The organism is Phyllobacterium endophyticum, from assembly GCF_003010935.1.
Lineage (GTDB): Bacteria > Pseudomonadota > Alphaproteobacteria > Rhizobiales > Rhizobiaceae > Phyllobacterium > Phyllobacterium endophyticum.
Genome location: NZ_PGGN01000002.1, coordinates 713,790 through 736,507 on the forward strand (window position 1 = coordinate 713,790; position 22,718 = coordinate 736,507).

Sequence of the window (22,718 nt, forward strand, 5' to 3'; positions counted from 1 at the left end):
CATGACTTCATCCCGCCCCGGTCCCGTCATACTGATCGTTGCGACAGCGGTAGCTCTCTTCCTGCTGATGCCTTTGATCGCAGTCGTTCCGGTGTCGTTCACGCCGGCGCGCTTTCTCTCGATGCCCTCCGACACGCTGTCCCTGCGGCACTATCAGGCGCTGTTGGACAATCCGGCCTGGGGACAGAGTATCCTGCTCAGCCTGCGCATCGGCGTCTTGTCCAGCGCTATCGCAACCGTACTTGCCACCATGTTCGGGCTTGGCATCTGGATGTTCCAGCCTCGCTTCTCGGCGTTGCTGATCGGCTTCGTCCTTTTGCCATTGGTGGTGCCACCCGTCGTTTCGGCCATGACCCTCTATTTCCTAATGACTACCCTGTCAGGTTTCAACAACTGGATTGGCTACGACACCTGGCTCGGGGTCGCGCTCGCCCATGCGGTGATGATCACGCCCTTCGCGGTTGTGCTCATTCTCGTCGCGCTATTTCAGGTCGACCGGCGCATTGATCTTGCCGCACGCGGACTTGGTGCCAATCTGGCCACGCGCGCCTTCAAGATCATCATTCCGAACATCAAGTTTGGCATCGCGACCGCTGCGCTCCTTTCTTTCGTGCTGTCCTGGGAGGAAATCGGCGTCACGCTGTTCATCACCAGCGTCAATGCGATTACCCTGCCCCGCCTCATGTGGATGGGACTGCGTGACAATATCGATCCGGCGATCGCCGCGATCTCGGTTCTGCTGATCGCTATCACGGCGCTCATCCTCGCCTTCAGAATTTACATCGACCGGCGCAGGACGACGGATCCGCAATGATTGAGCATGGCATCCTCGACGAATTGCGCTCGATCGTCGGCATAGGCGGCGTCAGGACCGGCGAGGCATTGAGCCTCATTCATCCCGGGTCCGACGAACGCAACCTCCATGCGGGCGTCCTGGTGACGCCTGGAACTACCGAAGAGGTCGCCGCCGTGCTTCGCCTCTGCAACGAGCGCGGTATTGCCGTCGTGCCGCATGGCGGTCGAACCGGACTGGTGGGAGGCGGCGTCTCCAGCTCTGGGCAGATCGTCCTTTCACTTGGCGCCATGAACCGTATCCTGTCCCTGTCTGCCGATGGCGCGATTGCCACGGTCGAAGGCGGCGTGACGCTCCAGTCTCTCCAGGAAGCTGCAGCACGGGTAAACCTTTCTACCGGCATCGATATTGCCTCGCGTGGGAGTGCCAGCATCGCCGGCATGATCTCCACCAATGCCGGCGGCATGGAAGCCTTCCGCTACGGCGTCATGCGCCACCGGGTCCTTGGTCTCGAAGTCGCACTACCCGATGGCAGGATCATGAGCGACATGGCGCAGGTGACGAAATCCAACGAGGGTTACGACCTGAAGCAATTGTTCATCGGAGCGGAAGGCACTCTCGGCATCGTCACCCGGGCAGTTATCAGGCTGGCACCGGCTGACCCGTTCACCGCCACCGCTCTCGTCGCCTGCCCCGCGGCAACCGATGCCATCGCGCTTTTTCGTCTCTTGCACGGCAGCCTCGATCTTCTTCGTGCGGAGTTCATGGCGCGCAATTATTTCGCGCTCGCTTCGGCAAACCTCGGCCCGGCCGCTCTTGCGGCTTTCACCGAAGCACCTTGTTACCTGATCGTCGAGACCGGCGCCGCCGACCAGCGATCCGCCCGGTCAGCCTTGGAAGATGCGTTGGCGCGCGCCATAGAACAAGGGCTTGTCGTCGACGCAATCCTTGCTCAGAGCGAAAAGGAGCGGAGCGAAATCTGGAACATCCGTGAGGACAGCAGCATCGTCGACCGTGTTCATCCTGACGGCCACTGGTTCGACATCTCCGTTCCGCTGCAGGCACTCGAAACGTGGTTGGCACAGTTTAATGAAGGCATTGCCGCATTTGGCCCCGACGTTCGAGGCTTTGTGTTCGGACATTTGGGCGATGGCAACCTGCACGTGGGCGTCGCTGGTCTGAAAGTGAACAAGGATGCCGCCAAGGCAATCGTCTACGCGAACCTGCGTGAACTTGGGGGGTCGTTCTCGGCAGAACATGGGGTCGGACTCGACAAGCGCCAGGAACTCGACGCCTTTGCTGATCCCGTCAAACTCGAGCTCATGCACTCTATCAAGAACCTGCTCGACCCGAATGGCATCATGAATCCGGGCAAATTGCTCGGCCGAAAAGGTGCAACGCCTATCCCTGGTGCCCACTGATGTCGGAACCCGCCGAGGGAGAGAACCGCATGTTCCAGATCGTAGCGGTCAGGGAGATCGCCGTGACGACGAGGAACGCCACCGAAAAGTCACCAAGCCTGGGGTTTGCGTGATCCTGTGCAACCATTGAAATATTCAGCGCAAGTGCTCCAACACAGATGCCGAGCGATAGCATCAACTGTTGAAAGGTCGTGTAAAAGCTTGTTGCCGAACTCATGCGATCCCGTTCGATCTTGTCGAAAGCGACGATGTTGTATGCGGTGAATTGAAACGACATGAAGAACCCGCAGAAGAACAGGATCGTAAAGATAAGCCAGATCGGCCATTCCGGGCGGAAGAATGCGCACAAGGCATAGCCCAGCGTCGAGATCCACCCGATGACGACGAGGCTGTTGCGGAAACCGTATCGCTTGAGGATCTTGCCCGCCGTCGCCTTCATCGTCATGGATCCGAGCGCCGTCGCGACGACAATCCCGCCGGCGGCGGCGGCCGACAGACCGAACTCAAGCTGGAGCATCAGAGGCAACAGAAATGGTTGCGCTCCCTGCGTGATTCTCGTCAGCGATCCGGCCATGACGGACTCGTTGAAGCTCGGTACCCGCATCAGGGAAAAATCGAGTATCGGCGACGGATGGCCCCGGGCATGACGCAGATAGGCCGCACCAAAGACCAGCCCGACGCCAATCAGAAGAATGGAGGTTACCGCCTCGCCGCTTCGGCTCGACATCTCGAAGCCGAACAGGAAGGAACCAAGCGAGACGCCTGAAAGAACCAACCCTATCGTGTCGAACCGGCCCCTCGTTTCACCCTTGAACTCTTCGATGAACATGGAGACGAGAATGAAGCCAAGGATGCCGATCGGGACATTGATGTAAAAAATCCAGCGCCAGTCGAGATATGTGACGATCAGGCCGCCGACGGGCGGGCCGAGGATCGGACCGATGAGTGCGGGCACGAGCAGCCACGACATGGCCGCAACGAAGTCCTTGCGCTGGACGCTGCGCATGAGAACCAGACGCCCGACCGGCATCATCATTGCGCCGCCCAGCCCCTGGATCAGACGTGCGAGCACCAGGAATGTCAGGTTGGGCGCTTGCGCACAGAGAATCGAGCCGAGCGTGAATACTGCGATGGCCGTGCGGAATACGGTGCGGGACCCGAACCGGTCGGCCACCCAGCCGCTGGCCGGGATGAAGATCGCCAGGCTCAGTAGATACGAGGTAAGCGCGATGCTCATCGAAGGTGCATTCACGCCGAAATCCCGCGCCATCGTCGGCAGAGCAGTCGCCAGCACGGTCGCGTCCAGTTGCTCCATGAACATGGCGCTTGCGATAATCAGGGCGATGAGGCGAAAATTCGGTGCAGTTGGTTTGAGCGTCACGTCTTCAGGCGCACTGGGTTCGCCTGCTTCGACCTGACAAGTCTGGTCTGACATCGCTGACATAGCTCTCGATGGCACGGCTGAGGTCGAAAGGACAGGAACCGCAGATTTGACAAGCGTCGCCGCTTGGGATTGAGGCGGATATAGTCCCCGGCGCTCGCGATAGCCATACGTTAGGTCGAGTTTTTGCGTCGCGCGGCTAAAATGCCTCAGGTTGGCTCAAACAAGGTCCACGATCCCGGCCTTGCGTGCGCCAAAAATCCGGTCAGCTTATTAATCCGCCAGGTTCGTGACAAAGTCCGCGTTGCCGCGCAATGTATTGCTGACCGTGCAGATTTCCTCGGCAGCTTCGACAATCTGCCGCTTCGTCGCGATATCGAGGTTGCCGTCGATCTCGATGGAAATGTCGAAGCGTGCAATCCGGGAAGGTCCGTCATGTGCCTTCTCGCCCGTCACATGGACCCTGACCTCACCAAGTTCGCCGGCAACGCCAAGACGGCTGGCGGCAATGCGGGCGCTCAATACGATGCAGGCTGAAAGTGAGCTATAGAGCAAATCAAGGGGATTGAAACCCGGCTCGGACACCGAGGTAACGATGCCGATCGTACCACCCGTCTCGGACGTCACCTGCGGCAACTCCTTCGGCCGCATGACGGAAGTAGCGCCTACGGCGCGGGTCCTGATCTTGAGTTCAGACATTCGGACGTTTCCTGGTGTTGATGGGTGCCTGGAATCGTAGGCTAATCAGCGCAACCGTGAATGGCTACTGCTTTGTAGGGCTTCAAGCGCCCGCATGGCCTCGAACAGCCTCTCCCTGTCGCGCTGGTGCGCGTCAAACAGCGCGACGAAGGCCGGGTTGGTGATCTCGTGCGGCTTCGGAGCTGCCTTTGCACGGTCAAGGCTGTTGTCCGCGGCCAGCCTCGCAGCGGCGATCCGCTGTTTTGCGGCTTCGACCGGCGAGACGATCGACTGACGCCTGCCGCCTGCCGACGCGGTTGATCCCGCTTCGGTTCCTGCAACGATTGATTGCAAAAACTGTCCGCTGGCCTCATCCGCCCGTTCGACTGGTCTACCGTTCATGTCATGTGCTTTTCGTTCGCAAGGTCACCTTGTGAAGCATAAATCCTTGCTCCCCCTGACAGAACGCACCGGGGCTCAAAATACTTCAGGATATGAGAAAACAATTCCGCTTTCCGGCCGCTTCTGGAATATCGATTGCAGCATGTCGTCCCACTGCCCGTGGCAGCGCGACTCCTTCCACGGCTGTAGACGCTTCGAAATATTCGGTCAGCCGCCGAATAAATCGGTGCGCGGCGTGTTCTCAACCCGTCAGATTGTCATTCGGAGAGAGAAACCCATGAAACATTCGATCGCGTCGGCCCTGTTCGGGGCAAGCTTCGCCCTGGCTGCTTTTTCCGTGCCGGCCTTTGCTGCCGGCGGTGGCAACAGCGATGATGCCGCCACCACTCCGACCTGCCCCAAGGGCCAGGTTTGGGATTCAAAGTCCAGGAAATGCGTCAAGAAAACTAGCAGCGCCGTCCCCGACAAGGATCGCACCGAATATGCCTATACACTAGCCAAGGCCGGCCGCTACCAAGAGGCGCTGGAAATGCTCGATACGTTGAAGAACCCGAATACCAAGGAAGCTCTGAACTACCGTGGGTACGCTACCCGCAAGCTTGGTCGCACGGATGAGGGTATCTCCTGGTACAAGAAGTCAGTCGCGCTCGATCCAAAATACGCGAAGGTTCGCGAGTATCTTGGCGAGGCCTATGTCATCAAGGGCCAGCTCGATCTCGCCAGGGATCAGTTGATGACAATCAAGTCGATCTGCGGGACCACCTGCGAGGAATACCGCGATCTCCACGAAGCAATCGAGAAGCCATCGAAGATTTGACGCCGCTTGGGTTTGGACGCGAGGCGATGGTGACTTGTTCACGAAGAAGGGATGAAAGTGGCCATCGCTCGCCTCCAACTTTCTGTCTATAGTCAGACGACGCTGTCGTCAGCGCCGGATGTCCGCAGTGGACTTGTCCGTACGGAGGCAACGACCATCGCGAGCGAACACGAAATCCGGGCTAGTCTTGCCCAGTACCTGGGCCGGCTGTGGCGATACGGCGTCGTACTGTCCCATCAGCGGGATGTAGCCGATGACCTTGTTCAGGCTACCTGCGTTCGCGCACTGGAGCGCGCAAGCCAGTTTACGAGCGGAACGAGGCTTGACCGCTGGCTCTTCTCCATCCTGCATTCCATCTGGCTCAATGAGGTGCGTTCGCGCCGTATCCGCATGGGCAATGGGTTCGTCGATGCCGATGTCACGCTCTCGTTCGACGGGGAACATGAGACTGAAACGCATGTCATGGCAAACCAGGTCTTGCGCCAGGTGCATGAATTGCCGGAGGCGCAGCGGATTGCGGTGTTTCTCGCCTATGTCGAGGGTCTTTCCTACCAGGAGGTAGCGCAAGTGCTCGACGTGCCTATAGGCACTGTCATGAGCCGCCTTGCCGCAGCGCGAGCCAAACTGGCTGAAAATGCCGGAGCGGATATGCCGGTAAAACAGATGAAGGGAGGGATATGATGAGCGATTCGAAATTCGCGGAAATGCCCTCCGACGAACTGCTGGTGGCATATCTGGATGGTGAGCTTGCAGGCACGGAGCGCGCGCGCATCGAAAGCCTGATCGAGACCGATGATGCAGTCGCTGCGCGATACGAATTTCTCTCGCGCAGTGAAATGGCTTTTTACGATGCGTTCGAACCACTCCTGGCAAATGCGCCCACGGCGAAGCTCGAAGCTATCTTGAGCGGCCTCGATAGTCCGGTCGCCGCGGAACCCGCCTCGCGAGGCTGGAGCCGCCGCGGTTTCATGGCGGCAGCCGTCGGGCTGTTCTTTGTCGGCGTCGCTGCCGATCGGGGCTTCTTGGCACTCAAGCAAGCGTCGGGGGACCATGCTGGTGACTGGCGGGCTGTCGTCGCCGAGTATCTTTCGCTTTACACGCCCGATACGCTTGCCAACCTCGCCAGCGACGAACAATCGCAAAGCGCGCAACTGAAAACCGTCGGCGACAGGCTTGGCATCTCCCTGCCCCTGGAGGCCGTATCTCTGCCGGGCATCGCACTCAAGCGCGCGCAGGTGCTCCAGTACGACGACAAGCCTTTGGGTCAGATTGCCTATCTCGATCCAGAACATGGTCCCATGGCGCTTTGCATAGTCCAATCATCGAGCGGCCCCCATTCCCCCGAGACCGAGCGGCGGCACGGGATGAATGTGGTCTATTGGTCGGACGAAGCGCATGGATATATGTTGATCGGGCGAAATCCCACTGATCGTTTGAAGGATCTGGCCGAAGGAGTTCGCGCTGCACTCGCTGCCTAGAGCAAGCCTTGTGTCTTCCGAGCCGGTCTGGATCAATTGTCGATGAAGTCCCGAACGGCTTTGTTATAGCCCTCCGGATCCTGCAACATGGCGAAATGGCTCGTGTCCTTGAGAATAATGAGTTCGGCGCCTGGTATCGTCTTTGCCATATATTCCGTATGCGCCCGGGTAATCGCCTCATCATGATCGCCGAGGACGATCGCCACGGGCGTCTTGATCTTCTTCAGGTCCTCGTCGCTCCAGTTGGGCTGACTTGCCCACATTCCGCTGATCTGCTCGACGAAGGCGTCATACTGGTCAGGTGTGGGTGAGATATTCTTGTAGACCTCTCCTGATTTATCAATGTAAGCGGAGAACACCTTGTTTTTCATGACGTTTGGATCAACACCCTCGACTTTGGTGTTGGCGGCGTGGGCGAAAACCTTCGTCAGCCTTTCCGGATGCTTCATTGCAATGTCGAGCCCGATTATGCCGCCATCGCTCCAGCCCACGAGAGCGGTCTTGTCGACCTTCAGGTAGTCGAGGAGCGCCAGATAGTCGGAGGCCATGAGATCATAGCTGAATGGTTCGGCGTTACGCGTCGAGCGGCCGTGGCCGCGGCTGTCTGCGACGATGACCATGTGATCCTTCGCAAGGTCGGTCACCTGCGCGCCCCAGATATCGGCGTAGCCGAGCCCGCCATGGATAAGCAGCACCGGTGGTCCTTCCCCGTAGACCGCATAGTACATTTCGATGCCATTGACCGAAGCCATGCCGCCTTTTGCGGCTGCGGGCAAGGGTGACGGCGGAGGAAGTGTCTCCCACCGCTCGGCGGCCCCCGCGTTCGAAACAGCCAATGCAAACAAGAGCACGAGCGAACAGGCAAGGGACTTCAGGATCATGACGTCTTCCTCCGCGATTAAACTGGATGCGCTATACCGTATCCTAGCGAAGATCGTTCCCTTTGGCGAATGTTTGCGCGTCCGCCACATGGCTAGGCCGCCCGCCAGGAGCCGGCTCGGCTTGACGTTGCCTATTTCACAACGTGCCAGACGCCGCCGACATTGTCGCCGGTCGTATCGCCTTCCTTCTTGTCCTTGACGAACGTATAGAGAGGCTTGCCCTTATAGGCCCACATGTCCTTTCCGGCACTGTCCTTCACGAGCGTCCACTCGCCTTCCGGCTTGGCACCTTGGCTTGCATGAAACGCAGGCCAGTTCTTCAGGCATTTCTCGTCACAATTGGACTTGCCATCCTGATCCTTGTCGAAAGTGTAAAGCGTCATGCCCTCTTCCGTCGCAAGGACCTTCCCCATCTTCGTATCCACCATTTTCGCCGGTTCTGCGGCGAAGGCGGACAGGCTGGTCGCGGCGAATATTCCCATTGCAATCAACATCGTTCTCATGGATTTCACTCCCTTTTTTGGGATTGCCAGCGCTGGTCTGACAGTGCCCGTTATCTGGAACGCGAACTACTGCATTCGCATCGATGAACATTGCGCTACATTCTGATCCGAATTGAGGCAACCACCGGTTGATATCTGGCGTTTGTAAGGTGCATGCTCATGGACAGGCCGACAGGAGAAACCATGAATCTCGATATCGAGGAAGCCGATGGCGCTTGCCACTGCGGGTCAGTGCGTTTTCATGTCAGGCTGATGGATGGCTTGCGGACGGCACGGCGCTGCGACTGCAGCTTTTGCCGGATGCGCGGGGCTGTTGCCGTCTCGGCGAAGGTCGGCGACCTGAACATGCTCGCCGGTGAAGACAAGCTCAGCACCTACCAGTTCAATACGCGCACCGCGAAGCACTATTTCTGTTCCGTATGCGGGATCTATACCCATCACCGGCGCCGCTCCAATCCGGAGGAATACGGCGTCAACGCCGCGTGCCTCGAAGGGATCAGCCCCTTCGACTTCGACGAAGTTCCCGTGAGCGACGGTGTTCACCATCCCTCGGACGATGAGAGCGCCAGCAAGGACGGTCCGGTCGGCTATCTCCGATTTGTCCGTGCTGATCCTGGCGCCTGATCACCATTTTACGCTCAAGCCGATATTGCCTTCGAATATTTTCTGGTTGGCGCCGTCGACATCGAATGTGTAGTCCGCAACCGCATAGGCGCTGAGCTTGTCCGTAAAATCATGCACGACGCCTGCCCCGAGTTCCAGCGAGGTGGACTCGCCCTCGGTCGTGATGGCGTCGGGGCCGAAGAGCACTGAATCCGTCGTGCTGAACCCATGCCAAAGATTGGCTTTGACATAGGGCTGGAACAGGCCGGCAGAGGTCTGATATTTGCCCTGTACCCTCACGCCCAGCCTGCCCGTAAAGCCGTCATCATTGTCGAACGCCACGTCAGAAAATGCGTCCGATTGGTCGTCCAGCGATATGTTCTGCCAGATCAGTTGCGCCTGAGGTTCGATGCTCCAGCTTTCGGAAAGCGCAATCGGATACCCGCCCTCCAGCGATGCGGTGATCCCTGTGCCGTCCACATCGATACCGACGCCGCGATCGGAGGTCGCATCGCCGCCAAACCACGACCCCATGAGCACAGCATCAACGTACCAGCCACCCGGGCCGACATGCGTCCAGTAACCGCCGAAGCTGGTCGTATCCAGATTCAAGGTGCCGACATCCAGACCGTTCCACCCGAGCGCCTGCCCCTTTATGTCGGCGTCGAGATTGGAATAGCCGAAGAACAGACCGGCTATGTCGCGGTGGCCATTGTCGTGTTCCCAGCCCAGCACGTCGAGACCGGCCTGTATCCCGTAGAGATTGCCGTCGATGGAAGGATCCACCGTTCCGTCCCAGCTTTGCTCCGTCGACTGGCCGAAGGCCCTGCCCCATGCTGCCGAGAAATTCTCACCCGGGTTGACGATACCCTGTATGCCGCGCCTCTCGTGAAACGTGCCGAGCGTCGCCAGCGCGGTTTGACGCGCCGCCGGCCCCACAACCGAATAGGTGGGAACCTCGATGCGATACAGTGCCACATTATCCCCCTCGACAGGTGTCGCTCCCCGGTTTGGCGGTGCCGAATAGCCCGGGAGCGGTGGCGCAACAAGGCTGCCAAATTCAGGATTGTCCGGCGCATCGGCTGCTGCGGCTTGGGGTGGCGCAGGAGGGCCAACTGGTGCGGGAGCGCCTGCCAATACTGGCGGCTCGACGATGCCCGACCCCTCCGGCGGGGTTTCAGGCGGCGGCGTCCCTCCGGGAGGAGGCGCAGGAGGTTCCGCCTCCGGCGCTTCGGGCTGCACGACTGGATTCGAATCGGCCTGTTCGGCCGCTGCGGTTGCTCCCGATGATGTGTTGATCGTCGAGCGCAGATACCAGTTCTGCGCTGTTCCCGCCGTAACGCCGCCCTTGAAGAGAAAGTACTCGTAAGCGCCCGCTGCGACAGGGTCGTTGAGCGAAAAGGTGCCCGACCCGGTATTGGCGCCATTGATCCCCTCAACCACAAGAATACCGTTCTGCGTTGTAAGGTCGCCCGTGCCGCCCTGATTAATAATGCTGACACCCGTAGTGCCGCTGGCCGTACCGCCGGAAATGACAAGCTTGTCGGAGGCGGACGCGTCGTCACCGAGCACCGTATCGAGGAAGAGCAGCCCGTTATTGCCGCTATAATTGCCGGCGATGGTGAAACTGTCGGCTTCACTGTCATTGCCGTTGGATAGATCGATACGGCCGGAATTGACGACATTCACCAATTGTCCAGCTGTAAACGCGTGAACGCCGGTATCTGTGCTGCCGGCAAAAACCGTGCTCGTTGCATCGATGCTGAACGTTCCCGTGCCGGTCCCGGCATCGCCGAGCGCGAGATTACCTTCGAATCTCAGTTCCGTGTCGTTTGTTGCTGCAACGGATTCCCAATTGTCGAACCGTGTTACACTGTCGATGGACACGTTGCTGAAAGTCAGGCGATCTGTCCCGGTTCCACCGGAAAGCAGCGTCATCGCGCCCATATTGCCGTTGGTGAGGTTTGTCAGCGTCGCGGTGTCATTACCACCCTCGAGCTGAATGGCGTTGTAGATGATGCCGCCACTCCAGGCGAAGGTATCATTACCCTCACCCGTCTTGACACCATTGCCGATGCTGCCGCCGCTGACTGTGACACTGTCCACGCCGCTGCTGGTGCTGATGTTGCCGCCGATAGTCCCACCCGAGATTATAATCGTATCGCGGCCAAGGCCGGTTACGACATTCCGGTCAACCGTCCCGCCGGACATGTTGTAGTAGTTATCATCGAGTTTCATGTTGACGCGGCCGATACGGCCTCCCGTCATTACAGCGTTGTCACCATCCTCGAAGAAATCGATTATGTGACCGCTCGACATGGTGAATGTATCGAGTCCGTCGCCCTGGCTTAGCGAACCGATGGTCCCGCCCGTCATCCTGTAATCGTCTATTCCGCCGCCTTGCTGGACTGTCCCGCCAATTGTGCCGGATTGCACGACGACGCTGTCCGTTCCCGCGCCAAACGTGACATTGCCGGTGATCTGCCCGGTCCCGCCGGCAGGTAGCGACAGCGAGTTGTTTCCGCTCGCGTCGGTCAAGGATGCGGCTGTTCCGCTGTCGCAGACATATGAATCGTCACCGGCAGTCGGTGCGAAACTGCAAGCTGCGGATGCGAATTGGGCGGTGGTGAGAAGGGAAATCAAAGAAACAGAAGAAAGGCACACGATGCGTGCAAAGCCAATGGTCGACTTCATGCAGTACCCCCTACGGCATAAACGGGTGAGGAATTGCCTTGGAAATCTTCGCAATTCCGCGATCAGGCTAGAGATATTGGCGAAAGGGAGGCTAAATTGTGTTTCTGACTTACGCAACCGAAGGTTTAACTTATACATCATCAAATTTACTGGTGTGGTAAATCTGTCGCAGTAACATACGTCGGCTTATTTTAATCTTATCGCTCGTCAAGGAAACACGCGTGGTAAGTCGCGGCAGATGCCCCCGGCGGTAGAGGCGTTAGTCAGTCTTTGGGTGCTTTTTGTCGTTCATTCTTCCTGAACAGCATTTGACTGGTCGTGGAATTCCGTTGTAATCGAAAATCACGACTGCCGGAGAGTGCAAGATGGACCGTTATGAGACATTCGCTACCTGGATATTTATAGTCTTTGGCGCGCTTATCATTGCTGGCCTGATGGCGTTTGCGATCACTACCGTCGACAAGCCAGCTTTTCTTTTCTCGTTTGCGTCCGCATGTGCTGCATTTTTTCTTGGCTTTGCAGTTATCTTCGATCAGCCGCGCCTATATGGCCTTATCCTGTTCGCATCGGTGGCATTGATCGCAGCCTCTATCACAGCGATCGTTACCTGAGAGCCTGGGGCTGCGATCCCCGAACAAACCTCGCCGGGTGACATGCTTCGGGTTCCACCAGTTTCGGGAATATCATTCCATATGATGATGGAGCGACGCAAAACATTACCCGCTGGACGCGGGTAATTGTAATCTCTATCGTTTTAATCGTGTATGGAATATCAGAAGATCAAGCCACTGGAAACGAGAGACAGAACCTGATGGCTTCAACCGACTGCACGAACGACCGCAGCCCTGCCCGGAGTCTGAACCGCGCCGTCAAAGGCCGTGTCCTAGGAGCCGCGCTGTTTGTCACTGCCTTCGCGTTTCACGTCGCACTTCTCTTCGACCTCCTGCCATCCTGATGCCGTCTCGGATTTAGAATGTAACGTCGAACGGGCTCCCGCCGCCTCGGCAGAAAATTTGCCTTCTCATCCGGAACCATTTGGCGCCAGAAACATTGTAGTGTCACTGGTTCCCCCAAACCAGTTCTGGCTAACCCACAAGCCAACAATGACCCAATCCTCATGCCCCTTGAGGATTGGGTTTTCCGTATTGGCGACTAGCAATTGTGAGTGGAGAGAACGATGTCGATTGAAGATGCCAAACACGCGATCGAAGCAGCCATTCATAGCGGAGATTTCAAGAGCATGGGCGTTGCTGTCTTCAAGGCGATCAATGCCTTGGAAGCACGTATCAAACGACTTGAAGAAGATAACGAGCGCGCGAAACCAAAGTTGAAGTAGACTTTCGCTCGACGAACCTTGAATTCGAGGCTGGTTGTGGTAGCATTCCGCCAGGTTGAGTGTAGCGGTTTCTTGAGCCTGAGCCGCACTGAAACGATGCGCGATATTCTTATCCAGAGTCCAGTTTGCTAGAGCCAAATCAAGCCTCAACTCGCGAAACCCCTACCGGTCCGGCAGGGGTTTTGCTTGTGTAGTCAACCTTGGCCGGCCATCAGCTTTCCTCGACAATCGCCTGGATGTCGCTCATCGAATGGTTGGTTAGAGTCTTCGGTATCTCGCTGACGATTTTATCCAGTACTTCCTTGTGAAGTTCCTGGCGCAGTTCGCCCAGAATTGTCGGCGGCGCGACTAAGACAAGCCGCTCGAACTTGCGTTTGTGCGCATGAACATAGAGCTCGTCCGCAATTTCTTTTGCAAAACGGCGTTTTGAGATCTCGTGCCAGTCCGTGTCGTCCATGGCGCTTCTATGCGCCCCTACCCCATCGGAAAAGCGCCCGGGCTTGTCGCTCCCTTGCTCACGCGTTGCCGGGTTCTGCTGATGCATTTGGTGAATGGTACTGAGTTGCGCATGCGTCGCGCTGTTTTCGTTGCGTAGAAACAAAGCCTTTTCTCCATCGGCAACAACGACCCAGGTATGGCGATTGAGTACAGTATTAGGCATTGCCAGCTCCCCTGCCAGAGCAAGTATGATGGGCTTTTTCCATGGGAATTCCTTCCGTTTTTTACCTTGGGGGCGATCACCGGGACGAGGGTCATCGCTACGGATACGGTAAAAAAACGTCGTCAATACAGAGAGGTTCCGAGATTTATGACCGGCGCTGCTTTCGGGCGTAGTAGAGGAGTGCCGCCCCGACGGCCATAGTCAACATGCCAATGGCGATCCATTGCGTCTGGCCGACCATGAAGCTCCCGCCGATGAGGCTCAGCCCCTGGAGCACCCATACTGCGCCCATGATGACAAGAAGCACAGCGACGATAGACAGAATGAGTTTCATGTTGAACTGTCCCGTTTGTTTGTTCATCAAAAGCATTCTTGCACCTTCTTGACGCGGATGGAAACAAACCAGGAAGTACGTGGTTTCGTTCATGATTATGTGGATTTGTCCCATGGGGGCTGATAGACCTCGCTGACCCAAGAGGGAGATTGCCTATTCATGACCGCTTTGACGATTATTGTTGAGTTCGAGACCCACGAAGGGCGCGAGGAAGAGTTTACCGCGCTTATCCGGGAGCACGCGCGCAAAACTTTGGAAGAAGAGCCAGGGTGCCTCCGATTTGAGGTTATCAAGCCCATCGAGCGCGATGGCACGCCCATTCCCAACAAGGTGATGGTCAACGAACTTTATGCGAACGAAGCTGCTGTTACCGCTCATGAGAACAATCCGCGCCTGACGAGGGTGCGCGCTGCCAATGCACCACTGCTCAAATCCAGCCGGCTGATCCTCGCCCGATCGTTGTCGGCGAAAACCACCGATCAAGGCTTGACGCCGCAGCAGTTAAACGCCAGCAATGATGATTAAGGCGAGATCCGACCGGTGGCGATTAACTGAAAGGCCAGCAGCGATGAAGATATGGGCCGTGGCTTTTCTGCTGCCTTGCATACTCGGCACGTCGGGCTGCGGTTCAATGCGCTGGATGAGTGAAAAAACGGCTCATACGTCCAGTTGTGCTGGCTGGAACAAGATCCGGATCCGGCCGGAAACTGCTCTATACCTTGCGAAGAACGACTTCTCCGCTGGTATCGACATCGACTCCCACAATCTCAATGGCCAGAATAATGGCTGCTGGAAGTAGATTGAGTGGCCTTGCACTCAACCGCCACCGGCCCGGACAGGCCGTGAATCGGAACCAAACCGCGTAGTTGACGTTCCCTCTTTCTCTACATGTGGAAAGGATTAGTGGGATGGCAACGACAACCAAGGTTCAAGATATGGCGGAAACCGATCTGGAAAATCAGATCGCCGAACTTCGCGAACAGCTGACGACGATCAGCAGATCGCTGTCGGAGCAGGGTTACGAACTTTTCGAGAATGGCGGATCTGCATTCGACTCCATGAGGCGGAGCACCCGGAGAGCTGCACGCTTCGTTGGCGAAGAAGCTCAACTGGTCACCGAGAAAGCTCGTGAAAATCCAATGACCGCAGTTGCGATCGTTTCTGCTGTGGCTGGTCTCGGCCTTTTGGCTGGATTGAGTGCCTATCGGCGCTGACACTTGAAAACAGCTTGAGCACTGTCTATATCAGTCGCATAAATTCCTCTCCGCCTTTGACCACGGATGTACTGGCAGTGGCGTCGAGGGGAGTTGAGAAGGTCGGGAACTCCCCGGCCTTTTTTGTTGCCTATTGCACACATGACCGGGTCCAAGTGGCTCGGTGCCGCGTCTCAGGTTGCTTTCCCCGCCGCGAACAGTCTATGTAAGTCCTGCCAGCCTGATCGTTGATCGGGCCGCGGACTTTCGCATGTGGGTTCTGAGAGTGAGCTGTCTGAATGGACAATTTTGAAAAGTACGCCCTGGCTTTGATGGTCGTATTTGGCGCCCTTATCATTGGCGGTCTGATGGCCGTCAATATTGCATGGGCGCACAAGGCGGGTTTCCTCTATGCACTTGGCGCTGCGGTGGTCGTATGGTCCGCCGGCTTTGCCGTGCTCTTTGACAAACCGAGGGTATATGGCCTGCTTCTCCTATGCGCGATCGCGTTGATAACAGCCTCTGTGGTTGTTATCGTTAGATAATTTTTCGTTGTTGATAGGTTCATGCGCAGCTGCGGAAATATGAAACCAGCTTTCATATTATCATTTACTTTATCAAGAATAATTCTAAACTGCGGCCAGATTTGAATGCAGAACCTGTTTTCAGGTTGAGAAGAGATATTTCCCATGCGACTGACAAGACAGACGAACTACGCCATCCGTATCCTAATGTATTGCGCCGCCAATGAAGGCAATCTCAGCAGAATCGGCGAGATCGCCCAGGCCTACACGGTATCCGAACTTTTCCTTTTCAAGATCCTTCAACCCTTGGTCGAGAATGGTTTCATCGAAACCGTGCGCGGCCGGAACGGCGGCGTGAAGCTCGGCAAGCCGGCAGCCGATATCACCCTGTTCGACGTGGTCCGCGTGACTGAAGAAAATTTCGCCATGGCGGAATGTTTCGAAAACGATGCAGCCGATTGCCCGTTGATTGACAGTTGTGGTTTGAACGCAGCTCTGCGCAAGGCTCTCAACGCGTTCTTCGAAGTTCTAGCCCAGTACTCGATCGAGGATATTGTCGACAAGCGCGACGTGCGGATTTTGCTCGGCATTGACGTTCTCACGCCGCGCCTCGCAACAGCCGGCTGACAGCGGCCTTCGTTCGAAATTCCGCTGAACGAACCGAGGTGGCAAGGGTAATTGGGACGTTCGAAATCAAAAAATCCCGTTCCCGCACGAAAAAGGCCATTTTTGGTGCCGTAATTTAAACTGCGCGTTGCATATTAGTTGTAGGCGATTGCAGCGTCGCGGCTGCCTGACCCTTCGATCTTCCATCTGGGACGTTTTGACACACGCTAAATTTCAGCGAAATTATTGGCAATCCAAACCCCGAAATACCAAACCTGATTGAATTGGTTATATTATTTGGCTAGTTTAGAATTATTCTAACTAATTGAAATCACGACATAATATCACCATATCCGTTTGACAGGTTCACAACAACACGGCTTTATAGCCGAAGCGTTGATGAGCGCATGACCTTTAATGTTTGGGCCTTGAACCCTTGCGATTGGAGGAACCATTGTCTGGTTCGGAAATAATACCCGTTTGCGGGATAGTATCTTGCGGCTTTTGCGCACCGGTTTTCGCCGGATCATCAGTTGGTCCAAGTCAAATTGCATTTATGGCAAAAGATGTTTCGCTGTCCTGTTCTCGTAGATGCGGCGATGACATCAAATGCTAGTTTGTCATTGCAACATCATTACTCAGAAAGAGATCGAGAATTCTATCATTGAACTTCTCGATGCTGATCCTTGGCAGCTGGTTGTCCCGGCCAAGGTTTACCATGCGATGAAAAAGCGCGGCCGCTGCTGTGGTTGCTTCCCAAATGTCGTTGAAACCATCATAAGAGTGACGGAAGAATATCACCTCCGGAACGGCTCGAGCGATTCTGAAGCAGTTTCGTTCATAGACCGCGTCCGGGCATTGCGTCACGAATACGGGAGTTCACGACATGAAGGGCGAACCAAAGGTCATCGAGCGGCTTAACGAGGCATTGTTTCTCGAATTAGGCGCCGTCAATCAATATTGGCTGCATTATCGCCTTCTGGACGATTGGGGCTTCACGAAGCTGGCCAAGAAGGAACGCGCCGAATCCATCGAAGAGATGCATCACGCCGACAAGATCATCCAGCGCATCATCTTCCTCGAAGGTCATCCAAATCTGCAGTCCGTCGGTGCCTTGCGCATTGGTCAGAACGTCAAGGAAGTGCTCGAAGCGGATCTCGCCGGCGAATATGATGCGGTGAAATCCTACAAGCTTTCCCGTGAGATTTGCGACCAGCTTGGTGATTACGTCTCCAAGGAATTGTTCGACGAACTGCTCAAGGACGAGGAGGGTCATGTCGACTTCCTCGAGACGCAGATTGATCTGCTCAATTCCATCGGCGCAGAGCGCTATGGTCTGTTGAATGCCGGGTCTGCTGACGAAGCGGACTGATCCTCCCGATCCATACAACAAAAAGGGCGCCGTTTTGGCGCCCTTTCTTGTTCAAGGCAGTCTTGTGCTCATTTCGGCAGCTTGTCGTCCACGCCGGCGACGTAGAAGTTCATGCTGAGGATGGTCTTGTCGTCAGCTGTCTCGCCGGCTTTCAGCCATTCGGAACCATCCTGCTTCTTGATGGGGCCAGTGAAAGGTTTCAGCTCGCCTGAGGTGATCTTGGCCTGCGTTTCTTCGGCTAGCTTCTTCACATCATCCGGCATGTTCGTGTAAGGCGCCATCACGACGAGCCCTTCCTTCATGCCTTCGAACACATTGTGCGACTTCCAGGTGCCATCGAGTACAGCCTTGGCGCGCTCGATATAGTACGGACCCCAATTATCGACAATCGATGTCAGCTGTGTCTCCGGGCCGAACTTGATCATGTCCGAGGCCTGACCGAAGGCCTTGATCTTGCGCTCGGCTGCGACTTGCATGGGAGCCGTCGAATCCGTGTGCTGGGTGATGATGTCTACGCCCTGATCGATCAAGGCCTTTGCGGCATCAGCCTCCTTGGCGGGGTCAAACCAGGAATTGGCCCATATGACCTTCACCTTGAAGGCGGGATTGACGGATTGCGCGCCGAGCATGAAGGAGTTGATGCCCTGGACCACCTCTGGGATCGGGAACGAGCCGATATATCCAGCGACGCCGGCCTTCGACATCTTCGCCGCGATGACGCCCTGTATATAGCGGCCTTCGTAGAAGCGGGAATTGTAGACAGCAACGTTCTCCGCCGTCTTGTAGCCTGTCGCGTGTTCGAACTTCACATCGGGAAATTTCTGCGCAACCTTGATCGTCGCATCCATATAGCCGAACGACGTGGTGAAGATGAGCTTGTTGCCAGCTCGAGCAAGTCGCTCGATCGAGCGTTCCGCGTCGGCTCCCTCCGGCACGTTTTCAAGGAATGTCGTTTCTACCTTGTCACCAAGAGCCTTCTCGAGCTCCTTGCGTCCCTGGTCATGCTGGTATGTCCATCCGAAATCACCGGGCGGTCCGATATAGATGAAGCCGACCTTCAGCTTGTCCGCAGCGTAGGCGGGGCCGGCGACGGCAAAGCTGGCAGCTATCGTTAGCGCCATCATCAGTTTTTTCATTAGGTTCACCTCTCTGTTAAGTATCTGCTTTTCGTTCAGCCGGAGTCTGGTTCAGCGGTCAGGCACGAAGGGTTTGCCGAGAGACGTCGGCGTATTCATCAATGTCAGGCGCTTGTTGCGCGAAATCAGCACGAGCACGATGATCGTTGCAAGATAGGGCAGCGAAGACATGAATTGTGACGGAACTCCGATACCAAGTGCCTGTGCATGAAGCTGCCCGATCGTCACGGCGCCGAAGAGGTAAGCGCCGGCAAGGATACGCCATGGACGCCAGGAAGCAAAAACAACGAGAGCCAGGGCGATCCAGCCGCGTCCGGACGTCATATTCTCCACCCATTGCGGCACGTAAACGAGCGAAAGCTGAGCACCTGCCAGGCCGGCGCAGGCACCGCCGAAGATCACGGCAAGATAGCGAATGCGGACGACGGGCACGCCCAAAGCGTGTGCCGATGTATGGTTGTCACCGACTGCGCGCAGCGTCAAACCCGCACGTGTCCTGAAGAGAAACCATGCGACACCAATGGTCAAAAGGATGGAAATATAGAAGATGGGATCTTGGCCAAACAAGACCCTGCCGACATAGGGCATGTCCGTAAGCCCCTGAATGTGCAGGGAATCCATTCTCACTCCCGGGAGACCGACGAAGCTTTCGCCGATCATGGCCGAAGCGCCGAGGCCGAGCAGCGTGAGCGCGAGGCCTGTCGCCACCTGGTTGGTGATCAGCGTCAGCGTCAGGAAGCCGAACAGCAATGAAAAGCCAGCGCCCGCGAGTATGGCCGCAAACATGCCAAGCCAGGCTGAACCGGTATATTGCGCAACCGCGAACCCGGTGACGGCGCCCATAAGCATCATGCCTTCGACGCCAAGATTGAGGACGCCGGACCGCTCGACGACCAGTTCCCCAAGGGCAGCAATCAGCAACGGCGTCGCCGCTGTAGCCACTGTCAGGAGTATCGCCTCGAACATCGTCATTTCATGCGCCCCAGAGCGTGGTAAGGCCATATGGAATCCGTTCTGTTTCCCGGATGGCGAGACAATCCATTAGGAAGGTGGCGAGGTCGATGTGGTTCATCGGACGAAGCCTCCTGACAAAGTGGTTGGCCGCTAGCCGGAAACCCGAAGGGCCGGGACAATTCGGAACAAATTCTTCGGGCTTCGGCTTCGTCCGATGGGCAAACATCGGCCTCGCCAAACCCCTCGACCTTATCCGCGAATTCCCTCCGGCAGAACGCTTCCATATGGCCTTACCTCGCTCTATACGCTGCGTCACCCAAGCGCGACACAATCCGGATGCGATAATAGATCAGGCTGTCACAGGCGAGGACAAAAAACAGGATGATGCCTTGGAAGATACGAGCTGATTTCTCCGAAATACCCAATGAAATCTGTGCTGCCTCGCCTCCCAAATAAGAAAGGGCAAGCACCAGCCCCGCAGCAATTATCCCCATCGGATTTAGCCTTCCCAGGAAGGCGACGATAATTGCGGTGAAGCCGTAGCCCGGCGAAATACTCGTCCGGAGTTGTCCAACAGCACCGGAGACCTCGGCGATTCCGGCCAGTCCGGCGAGCGCACCTGACACCATGAACGCGAAAAACGTCAGCCTTCCAGCACTGAAACCGGCGAAGCGCCCTGCCCTTGAACTGCGGCCAAGTACCTTGATTTCAAAGCCATTCAACGTGCGCGACAACATGAACCAGACCACCATGGCAGCGATCAGTGCAAGGATAAATCCCCAGTGCGCCCGGCCTGAGTCCGGGAATATCGCCGGAAGGATCGCGCTATTGCTGAACTGCACCGTTTCGGGAAAGTTGTAGCCCTGCGGGTTGCGCCAGGGACCCCGAACCAGCCAATCGAGAAAAAGCTGAGCGATATAGACCAGCATCAGACTCGTCAGGATCTCGTTGGTATTGAACCGCACCTTCAGATATGCCGGGATTGTCGCATATGCCATGCCCCCGACCATTCCCAGAAGAAGCATGATTGGCAGCACGTACCATCCTTGGAATTCCGGAAACACGACGGGCAGTATCGATCCGAAAATTCCACCGATGATGAACTGTCCCTCGGCCCCGATATTCCAGTTGTTTGACAAAAAACAAACAGAAAGCCCGACCGCGATGAGGATCAGCGGTGCCGCCTTCACCAGCAGTTCGTGGATCGACCAAACTTCGGTCAGCGGCTCGACGAAATAGGAATATAGCGCGGAGATCGGGTTCTTGCCGAGGATGGAAAAGAGGATGGCTCCCGCGATCAATGTCAGGAGCAGCGCGATAAATGGCGACAGCGCACTGAACAATGCCGAATGCTGCGGGCGTTTGATGATTTCGACGCGCATCAAGCCGCCCCTGAGGTGGCGTCGGCGCCACCCATCATCAATCCGATGCGCTCCATCGACATTGCCTCGATGGGCACGGATTCCGACAAACGGCCATGTACCATCGCTGCGACGCGGTCGGAGATTTCAAACAACTCGTCAAGATCCTGACTGATGACGATCACCGCGGAACCGCTCCGCGCAAGATCAACCAGAGCCTGGCGGATATGCGCAGCCGCCCCGGCATCGACGCCCCAGGTGGGCTGGTTGACGACTATTACAGAAGGATTGCGATCGAGTTCTCGCCCGATGAGAAACTTCTGGAGGTTTCCCCCGGAAAGCGCGGATGCGTCGGGGTTTTCAGAGCTTTTACGAACATCCATCTGCGTGATGATGCGTTTTGACGCTGATGCAAGGCTGGCGTTCGATACAAGCCGCAAGGCGCCGCCCTTCAGGAAGACCTTGCGATCCGTTGAATGGCGGGACAGGAGCAGATTGTGGGTCAGGGACATGTCGGGAACTGCGCCGTGACCAAGCCTCTCCTCGGGCACGAAGGCGGCACCGAGTTTGCGCCGGGCGGATATGCCCATCCGGCCAGCATCCGTGCCGCGTATACGGACGATTTCGGGACGCTCCTGCAGTACTTCGCCGGAGATTGCCTCGAAAAGCTCACCCTGTCCGTTACCGGCAACCCCTGCGATGCCAAGGATTTCCCCGCCGTTTATCGACAGGCGAATATCATGCAGCGATACCGAGAAAGGACCACGCGGCCTCTGTGACAGCCCGTTTACTACAATGAGCGGTATCTGCTCCGCCTCCTGCGCCGGGAGCCTTTCGATGACGTGGATGTCGCTGCCCACCATCATCCGAGCCAATGAAGCGGCAGTTTGAACGCGCGGGTCACAATGACCGACAACCTTGCCGTGCCTGAGTACCGTTGCGCGGTCGCATAGCCTGCGCACCTCTTCCAGCCGGTGACTGATGTAAAGAATGGATTTTCCTTCCGAGCGCAAACGCTCCAGCGTCACAAAGAGCAAATCCGCCTCTTGCGGCGTCAACACCGAAGTCGGTTCGTCCAATATGATCAGATCGGGGTTCTGCAAAAGACATCGAATTATCTCGATGCGCTGGCGCTCGCCCACGGAAAGGTCGCCGACGAGTGCGTCCGGGTCCACGGGGAGTCCATACGCCTGGCCGATTTCGCGCGCACGAGTTGCAATCGCATCGATGCGAGTCTTCTGGTCCAGAGATAGCGCAATATTCTCGGCTGCCGTCAGGGCGTCGAATAGCGAAAAATGCTGGAAGACCATCCCGATACCGAGCGATCTTCCCATTGCAGGGCTGGCGACAGTGACGGCTTCACCCTTCCACACCATGCCTCCGGATGTTGGCTGCAATGCGCCAAACAACATCTTCACCAATGTGGATTTGCCCGCGCCGTTTTCTCCGAGGATCGCGTGAATCTCGCCGCGCCCAATCTTCAAATCGATGCCGTCGCAGGCTCTTAGTGTACCGAAAACCTTGGTGAGCTTTTCAGCTTCCAGTAGCGGTTGCTCAGTGCCGTCTTTTGTTGTTGTGCCTGTCATATTT

28 protein-coding genes are annotated in these 22,718 nt (G+C 56.7%); 16 read left to right on the forward strand and 12 right to left on the reverse strand.

From position 1 onward, the window contains the following. Window position 1 precedes the first annotated feature (1 nt). Both CU100_RS11535 and CU100_RS11540 read left to right on the forward strand, forming a co-directional pair. Window positions 2–814 carry an ABC transporter permease gene (locus CU100_RS11535; protein ID WP_106716709.1) on the forward strand — a complete coding sequence of 271 codons (813 nt, stop codon included), beginning with the start codon at window positions 2–4 and terminating at the stop codon, window positions 812–814. Then, complete coding sequence (locus CU100_RS11540; protein ID WP_106716710.1) at window positions 811–2,214, forward strand: FAD-binding oxidoreductase; 1,404 nt, start codon at window positions 811–813, stop codon at window positions 2,212–2,214. The genes CU100_RS11535 and CU100_RS11540 overlap by 4 nt, the downstream gene beginning before the upstream one ends. Here the strand turns inward: CU100_RS11540 and CU100_RS11545 are convergent. From CU100_RS11545 to CU100_RS11555, 3 genes are all read right to left on the reverse strand, one after another. Continuing rightward, entirely contained in the window at window positions 2,195–3,649 is a 1,455-nt protein-coding gene (locus tag CU100_RS11545; RefSeq protein WP_106717238.1) for a DHA2 family efflux MFS transporter permease subunit, read from the reverse strand. The genes CU100_RS11540 and CU100_RS11545 overlap by 20 nt on opposite strands. A gap of 219 nt (window positions 3,650–3,868) precedes the next feature. Continuing rightward, window positions 3,869–4,294: an OsmC family protein gene (locus CU100_RS11550; RefSeq protein ID WP_106716711.1), complete on the reverse strand. Its 426-nt coding sequence runs from the start codon at window positions 4,292–4,294 to the stop codon at window positions 3,869–3,871. Window positions 4,295–4,339: 45 nt separating this feature from the next. Further along, a complete protein-coding gene (locus tag CU100_RS11555; protein ID WP_106716712.1) occupies window positions 4,340–4,675 on the reverse strand; it encodes a hypothetical protein in 336 nt (111 codons plus the stop codon). A 277-nt stretch (window positions 4,676–4,952) separates the two neighbouring features. On the opposite strand from CU100_RS11555, the gene CU100_RS11560 reads away from it, so the two are divergent. The 3 genes from CU100_RS11560 (at window position 4,953) to CU100_RS11570 (ending at window position 6,970) form a co-directional block, all read left to right on the forward strand. Continuing rightward, the gene (locus tag CU100_RS11560; RefSeq protein WP_106716713.1) at window positions 4,953–5,492 is read left to right on the forward strand and encodes a tetratricopeptide repeat protein; all 540 of its coding nucleotides are present in this window, start codon (window positions 4,953–4,955) and stop codon (window positions 5,490–5,492) included. A 102-nt stretch (window positions 5,493–5,594) separates the two neighbouring features. Next, the gene (locus tag CU100_RS11565; protein WP_245419021.1) at window positions 5,595–6,173 is read left to right on the forward strand and encodes an RNA polymerase sigma factor; all 579 of its coding nucleotides are present in this window, start codon (window positions 5,595–5,597) and stop codon (window positions 6,171–6,173) included. Next, the gene (locus tag CU100_RS11570; protein ID WP_183635452.1) at window positions 6,173–6,970 is read left to right on the forward strand and encodes an anti-sigma factor family protein; all 798 of its coding nucleotides are present in this window, start codon (window positions 6,173–6,175) and stop codon (window positions 6,968–6,970) included. Before CU100_RS11565 ends, CU100_RS11570 begins: the two co-directional genes overlap by 1 nt. 32 nt (window positions 6,971–7,002) lie before the next feature. Here CU100_RS11570 and CU100_RS11575 read toward each other — a convergent pair whose 3' ends face one another. Then, on the reverse strand, window positions 7,003–7,851 hold the full coding sequence (locus CU100_RS11575; RefSeq protein WP_106716715.1) for an alpha/beta fold hydrolase: 849 nt from the start codon (window positions 7,849–7,851) through the stop codon (window positions 7,003–7,005). Window positions 7,852–7,982: 131 nt separating this feature from the next. Next, entirely contained in the window at window positions 7,983–8,354 is a 372-nt protein-coding gene (locus CU100_RS11580; protein ID WP_106716716.1) for a COG4315 family predicted lipoprotein, read from the reverse strand. Window positions 8,355–8,537: 183 nt separating this feature from the next. Here CU100_RS11580 and CU100_RS11585 point away from each other — a divergent pair, with 183 nt between their 5' ends. Beyond that, window positions 8,538–8,978, forward strand: a complete 441-nt coding sequence (locus CU100_RS11585; RefSeq protein WP_106716717.1) for a GFA family protein — start codon at window positions 8,538–8,540, stop codon at window positions 8,976–8,978. Here the strand turns inward: CU100_RS11585 and CU100_RS11590 are convergent, their stop codons facing one another. Further along, window positions 8,979–11,651: an autotransporter family protein gene (locus CU100_RS11590; RefSeq protein ID WP_106716718.1), complete on the reverse strand. Its 2,673-nt coding sequence runs from the start codon at window positions 11,649–11,651 to the stop codon at window positions 8,979–8,981. A 365-nt stretch (window positions 11,652–12,016) separates the two neighbouring features. Between CU100_RS11590 and CU100_RS11595 the strand changes: the two genes are divergently transcribed. From CU100_RS11595 to CU100_RS26855, 3 genes are all read left to right on the forward strand, one after another. Then, entirely contained in the window at window positions 12,017–12,262 is a 246-nt protein-coding gene (locus CU100_RS11595) for a hypothetical protein (protein WP_106716719.1), read from the forward strand. 200 nt (window positions 12,263–12,462) lie between these two features. Then, complete coding sequence (locus tag CU100_RS26850; RefSeq protein ID WP_170113802.1) at window positions 12,463–12,606, forward strand: hypothetical protein; 144 nt, start codon at window positions 12,463–12,465, stop codon at window positions 12,604–12,606. A gap of 222 nt (window positions 12,607–12,828) precedes the next feature. After that, window positions 12,829–12,987 (forward strand): hypothetical protein, encoded by a 159-nt coding sequence (locus CU100_RS26855; RefSeq protein ID WP_170113803.1) that lies wholly within the window; start codon window positions 12,829–12,831, stop codon window positions 12,985–12,987. A 211-nt stretch (window positions 12,988–13,198) separates the two neighbouring features. On the opposite strand, the gene CU100_RS11600 is transcribed toward CU100_RS26855, so the two are convergent. Both CU100_RS11600 and CU100_RS11605 read right to left on the reverse strand, forming a co-directional pair. Beyond that, window positions 13,199–13,774: a host attachment family protein gene (locus CU100_RS11600; RefSeq protein ID WP_342588304.1), complete on the reverse strand. Its 576-nt coding sequence runs from the start codon at window positions 13,772–13,774 to the stop codon at window positions 13,199–13,201. 19 nt (window positions 13,775–13,793) lie between these two features. After that, window positions 13,794–14,009, reverse strand: coding sequence for a hypothetical protein (locus CU100_RS11605; RefSeq protein ID WP_245418992.1), 216 nt, complete (start codon window positions 14,007–14,009; stop codon window positions 13,794–13,796). Window positions 14,010–14,141: 132 nt separating this feature from the next. Here CU100_RS11605 and CU100_RS11610 point away from each other — a divergent pair, with 132 nt between their 5' ends. The 7 genes from CU100_RS11610 (at window position 14,142) to bfr (ending at window position 17,677) form a co-directional block, all read left to right on the forward strand. Beyond that, window positions 14,142–14,507, forward strand: a complete 366-nt coding sequence (locus CU100_RS11610) for a putative quinol monooxygenase (protein ID WP_106716721.1) — start codon at window positions 14,142–14,144, stop codon at window positions 14,505–14,507. Between the two features lie 43 nt (window positions 14,508–14,550). Further along, on the forward strand, window positions 14,551–14,781 hold the full coding sequence (locus tag CU100_RS11615; RefSeq protein ID WP_106716722.1) for a hypothetical protein: 231 nt from the start codon (window positions 14,551–14,553) through the stop codon (window positions 14,779–14,781). Between the two features lie 109 nt (window positions 14,782–14,890). After that, complete coding sequence (locus tag CU100_RS11620) at window positions 14,891–15,196, forward strand: hypothetical protein (protein WP_106716723.1); 306 nt, start codon at window positions 14,891–14,893, stop codon at window positions 15,194–15,196. A gap of 278 nt (window positions 15,197–15,474) precedes the next feature. Further along, window positions 15,475–15,720 carry a hypothetical protein gene (locus CU100_RS11625; protein WP_106716724.1) on the forward strand — a complete coding sequence of 82 codons (246 nt, stop codon included), beginning with the start codon at window positions 15,475–15,477 and terminating at the stop codon, window positions 15,718–15,720. Window positions 15,721–15,864: 144 nt separating this feature from the next. After that, window positions 15,865–16,326 (forward strand): iron-responsive transcriptional regulator RirA, encoded by a 462-nt coding sequence (rirA, locus tag CU100_RS11630; RefSeq protein WP_106716725.1) that lies wholly within the window; start codon window positions 15,865–15,867, stop codon window positions 16,324–16,326. A gap of 588 nt (window positions 16,327–16,914) precedes the next feature. Beyond that, entirely contained in the window at window positions 16,915–17,226 is a 312-nt protein-coding gene (locus CU100_RS11635; protein WP_106716726.1) for a (2Fe-2S)-binding protein, read from the forward strand. Beyond that, window positions 17,192–17,677, forward strand: a complete 486-nt coding sequence (bfr, locus tag CU100_RS11640; protein ID WP_106716727.1) for a bacterioferritin — start codon at window positions 17,192–17,194, stop codon at window positions 17,675–17,677. Before CU100_RS11635 ends, bfr begins: the two co-directional genes overlap by 35 nt. 68 nt (window positions 17,678–17,745) lie before the next feature. Here the strand turns inward: bfr and CU100_RS11645 are convergent, their stop codons facing one another. The 4 genes from CU100_RS11645 to CU100_RS11660 all read right to left on the reverse strand — a co-directional run bounded on the left by CU100_RS11645 (window position 17,746) and on the right by CU100_RS11660 (window position 22,714). After that, on the reverse strand, window positions 17,746–18,813 hold the full coding sequence (locus CU100_RS11645) for a BMP family ABC transporter substrate-binding protein (protein WP_106716728.1): 1,068 nt from the start codon (window positions 18,811–18,813) through the stop codon (window positions 17,746–17,748). Window positions 18,814–18,864: 51 nt separating this feature from the next. After that, window positions 18,865–19,785, reverse strand: coding sequence for an ABC transporter permease (locus CU100_RS11650; protein ID WP_183635454.1), 921 nt, complete (start codon window positions 19,783–19,785; stop codon window positions 18,865–18,867). A 272-nt stretch (window positions 19,786–20,057) separates the two neighbouring features. Then, window positions 20,058–21,149, reverse strand: a complete 1,092-nt coding sequence (locus CU100_RS11655) for an ABC transporter permease (protein WP_106716730.1) — start codon at window positions 21,147–21,149, stop codon at window positions 20,058–20,060. Continuing rightward, window positions 21,149–22,714, reverse strand: a complete 1,566-nt coding sequence (locus CU100_RS11660; protein WP_106716731.1) for an ABC transporter ATP-binding protein — start codon at window positions 22,712–22,714, stop codon at window positions 21,149–21,151. The genes CU100_RS11655 and CU100_RS11660 overlap by 1 nt, the downstream gene beginning before the upstream one ends. Window positions 22,715–22,718 lie beyond the last annotated feature (4 nt).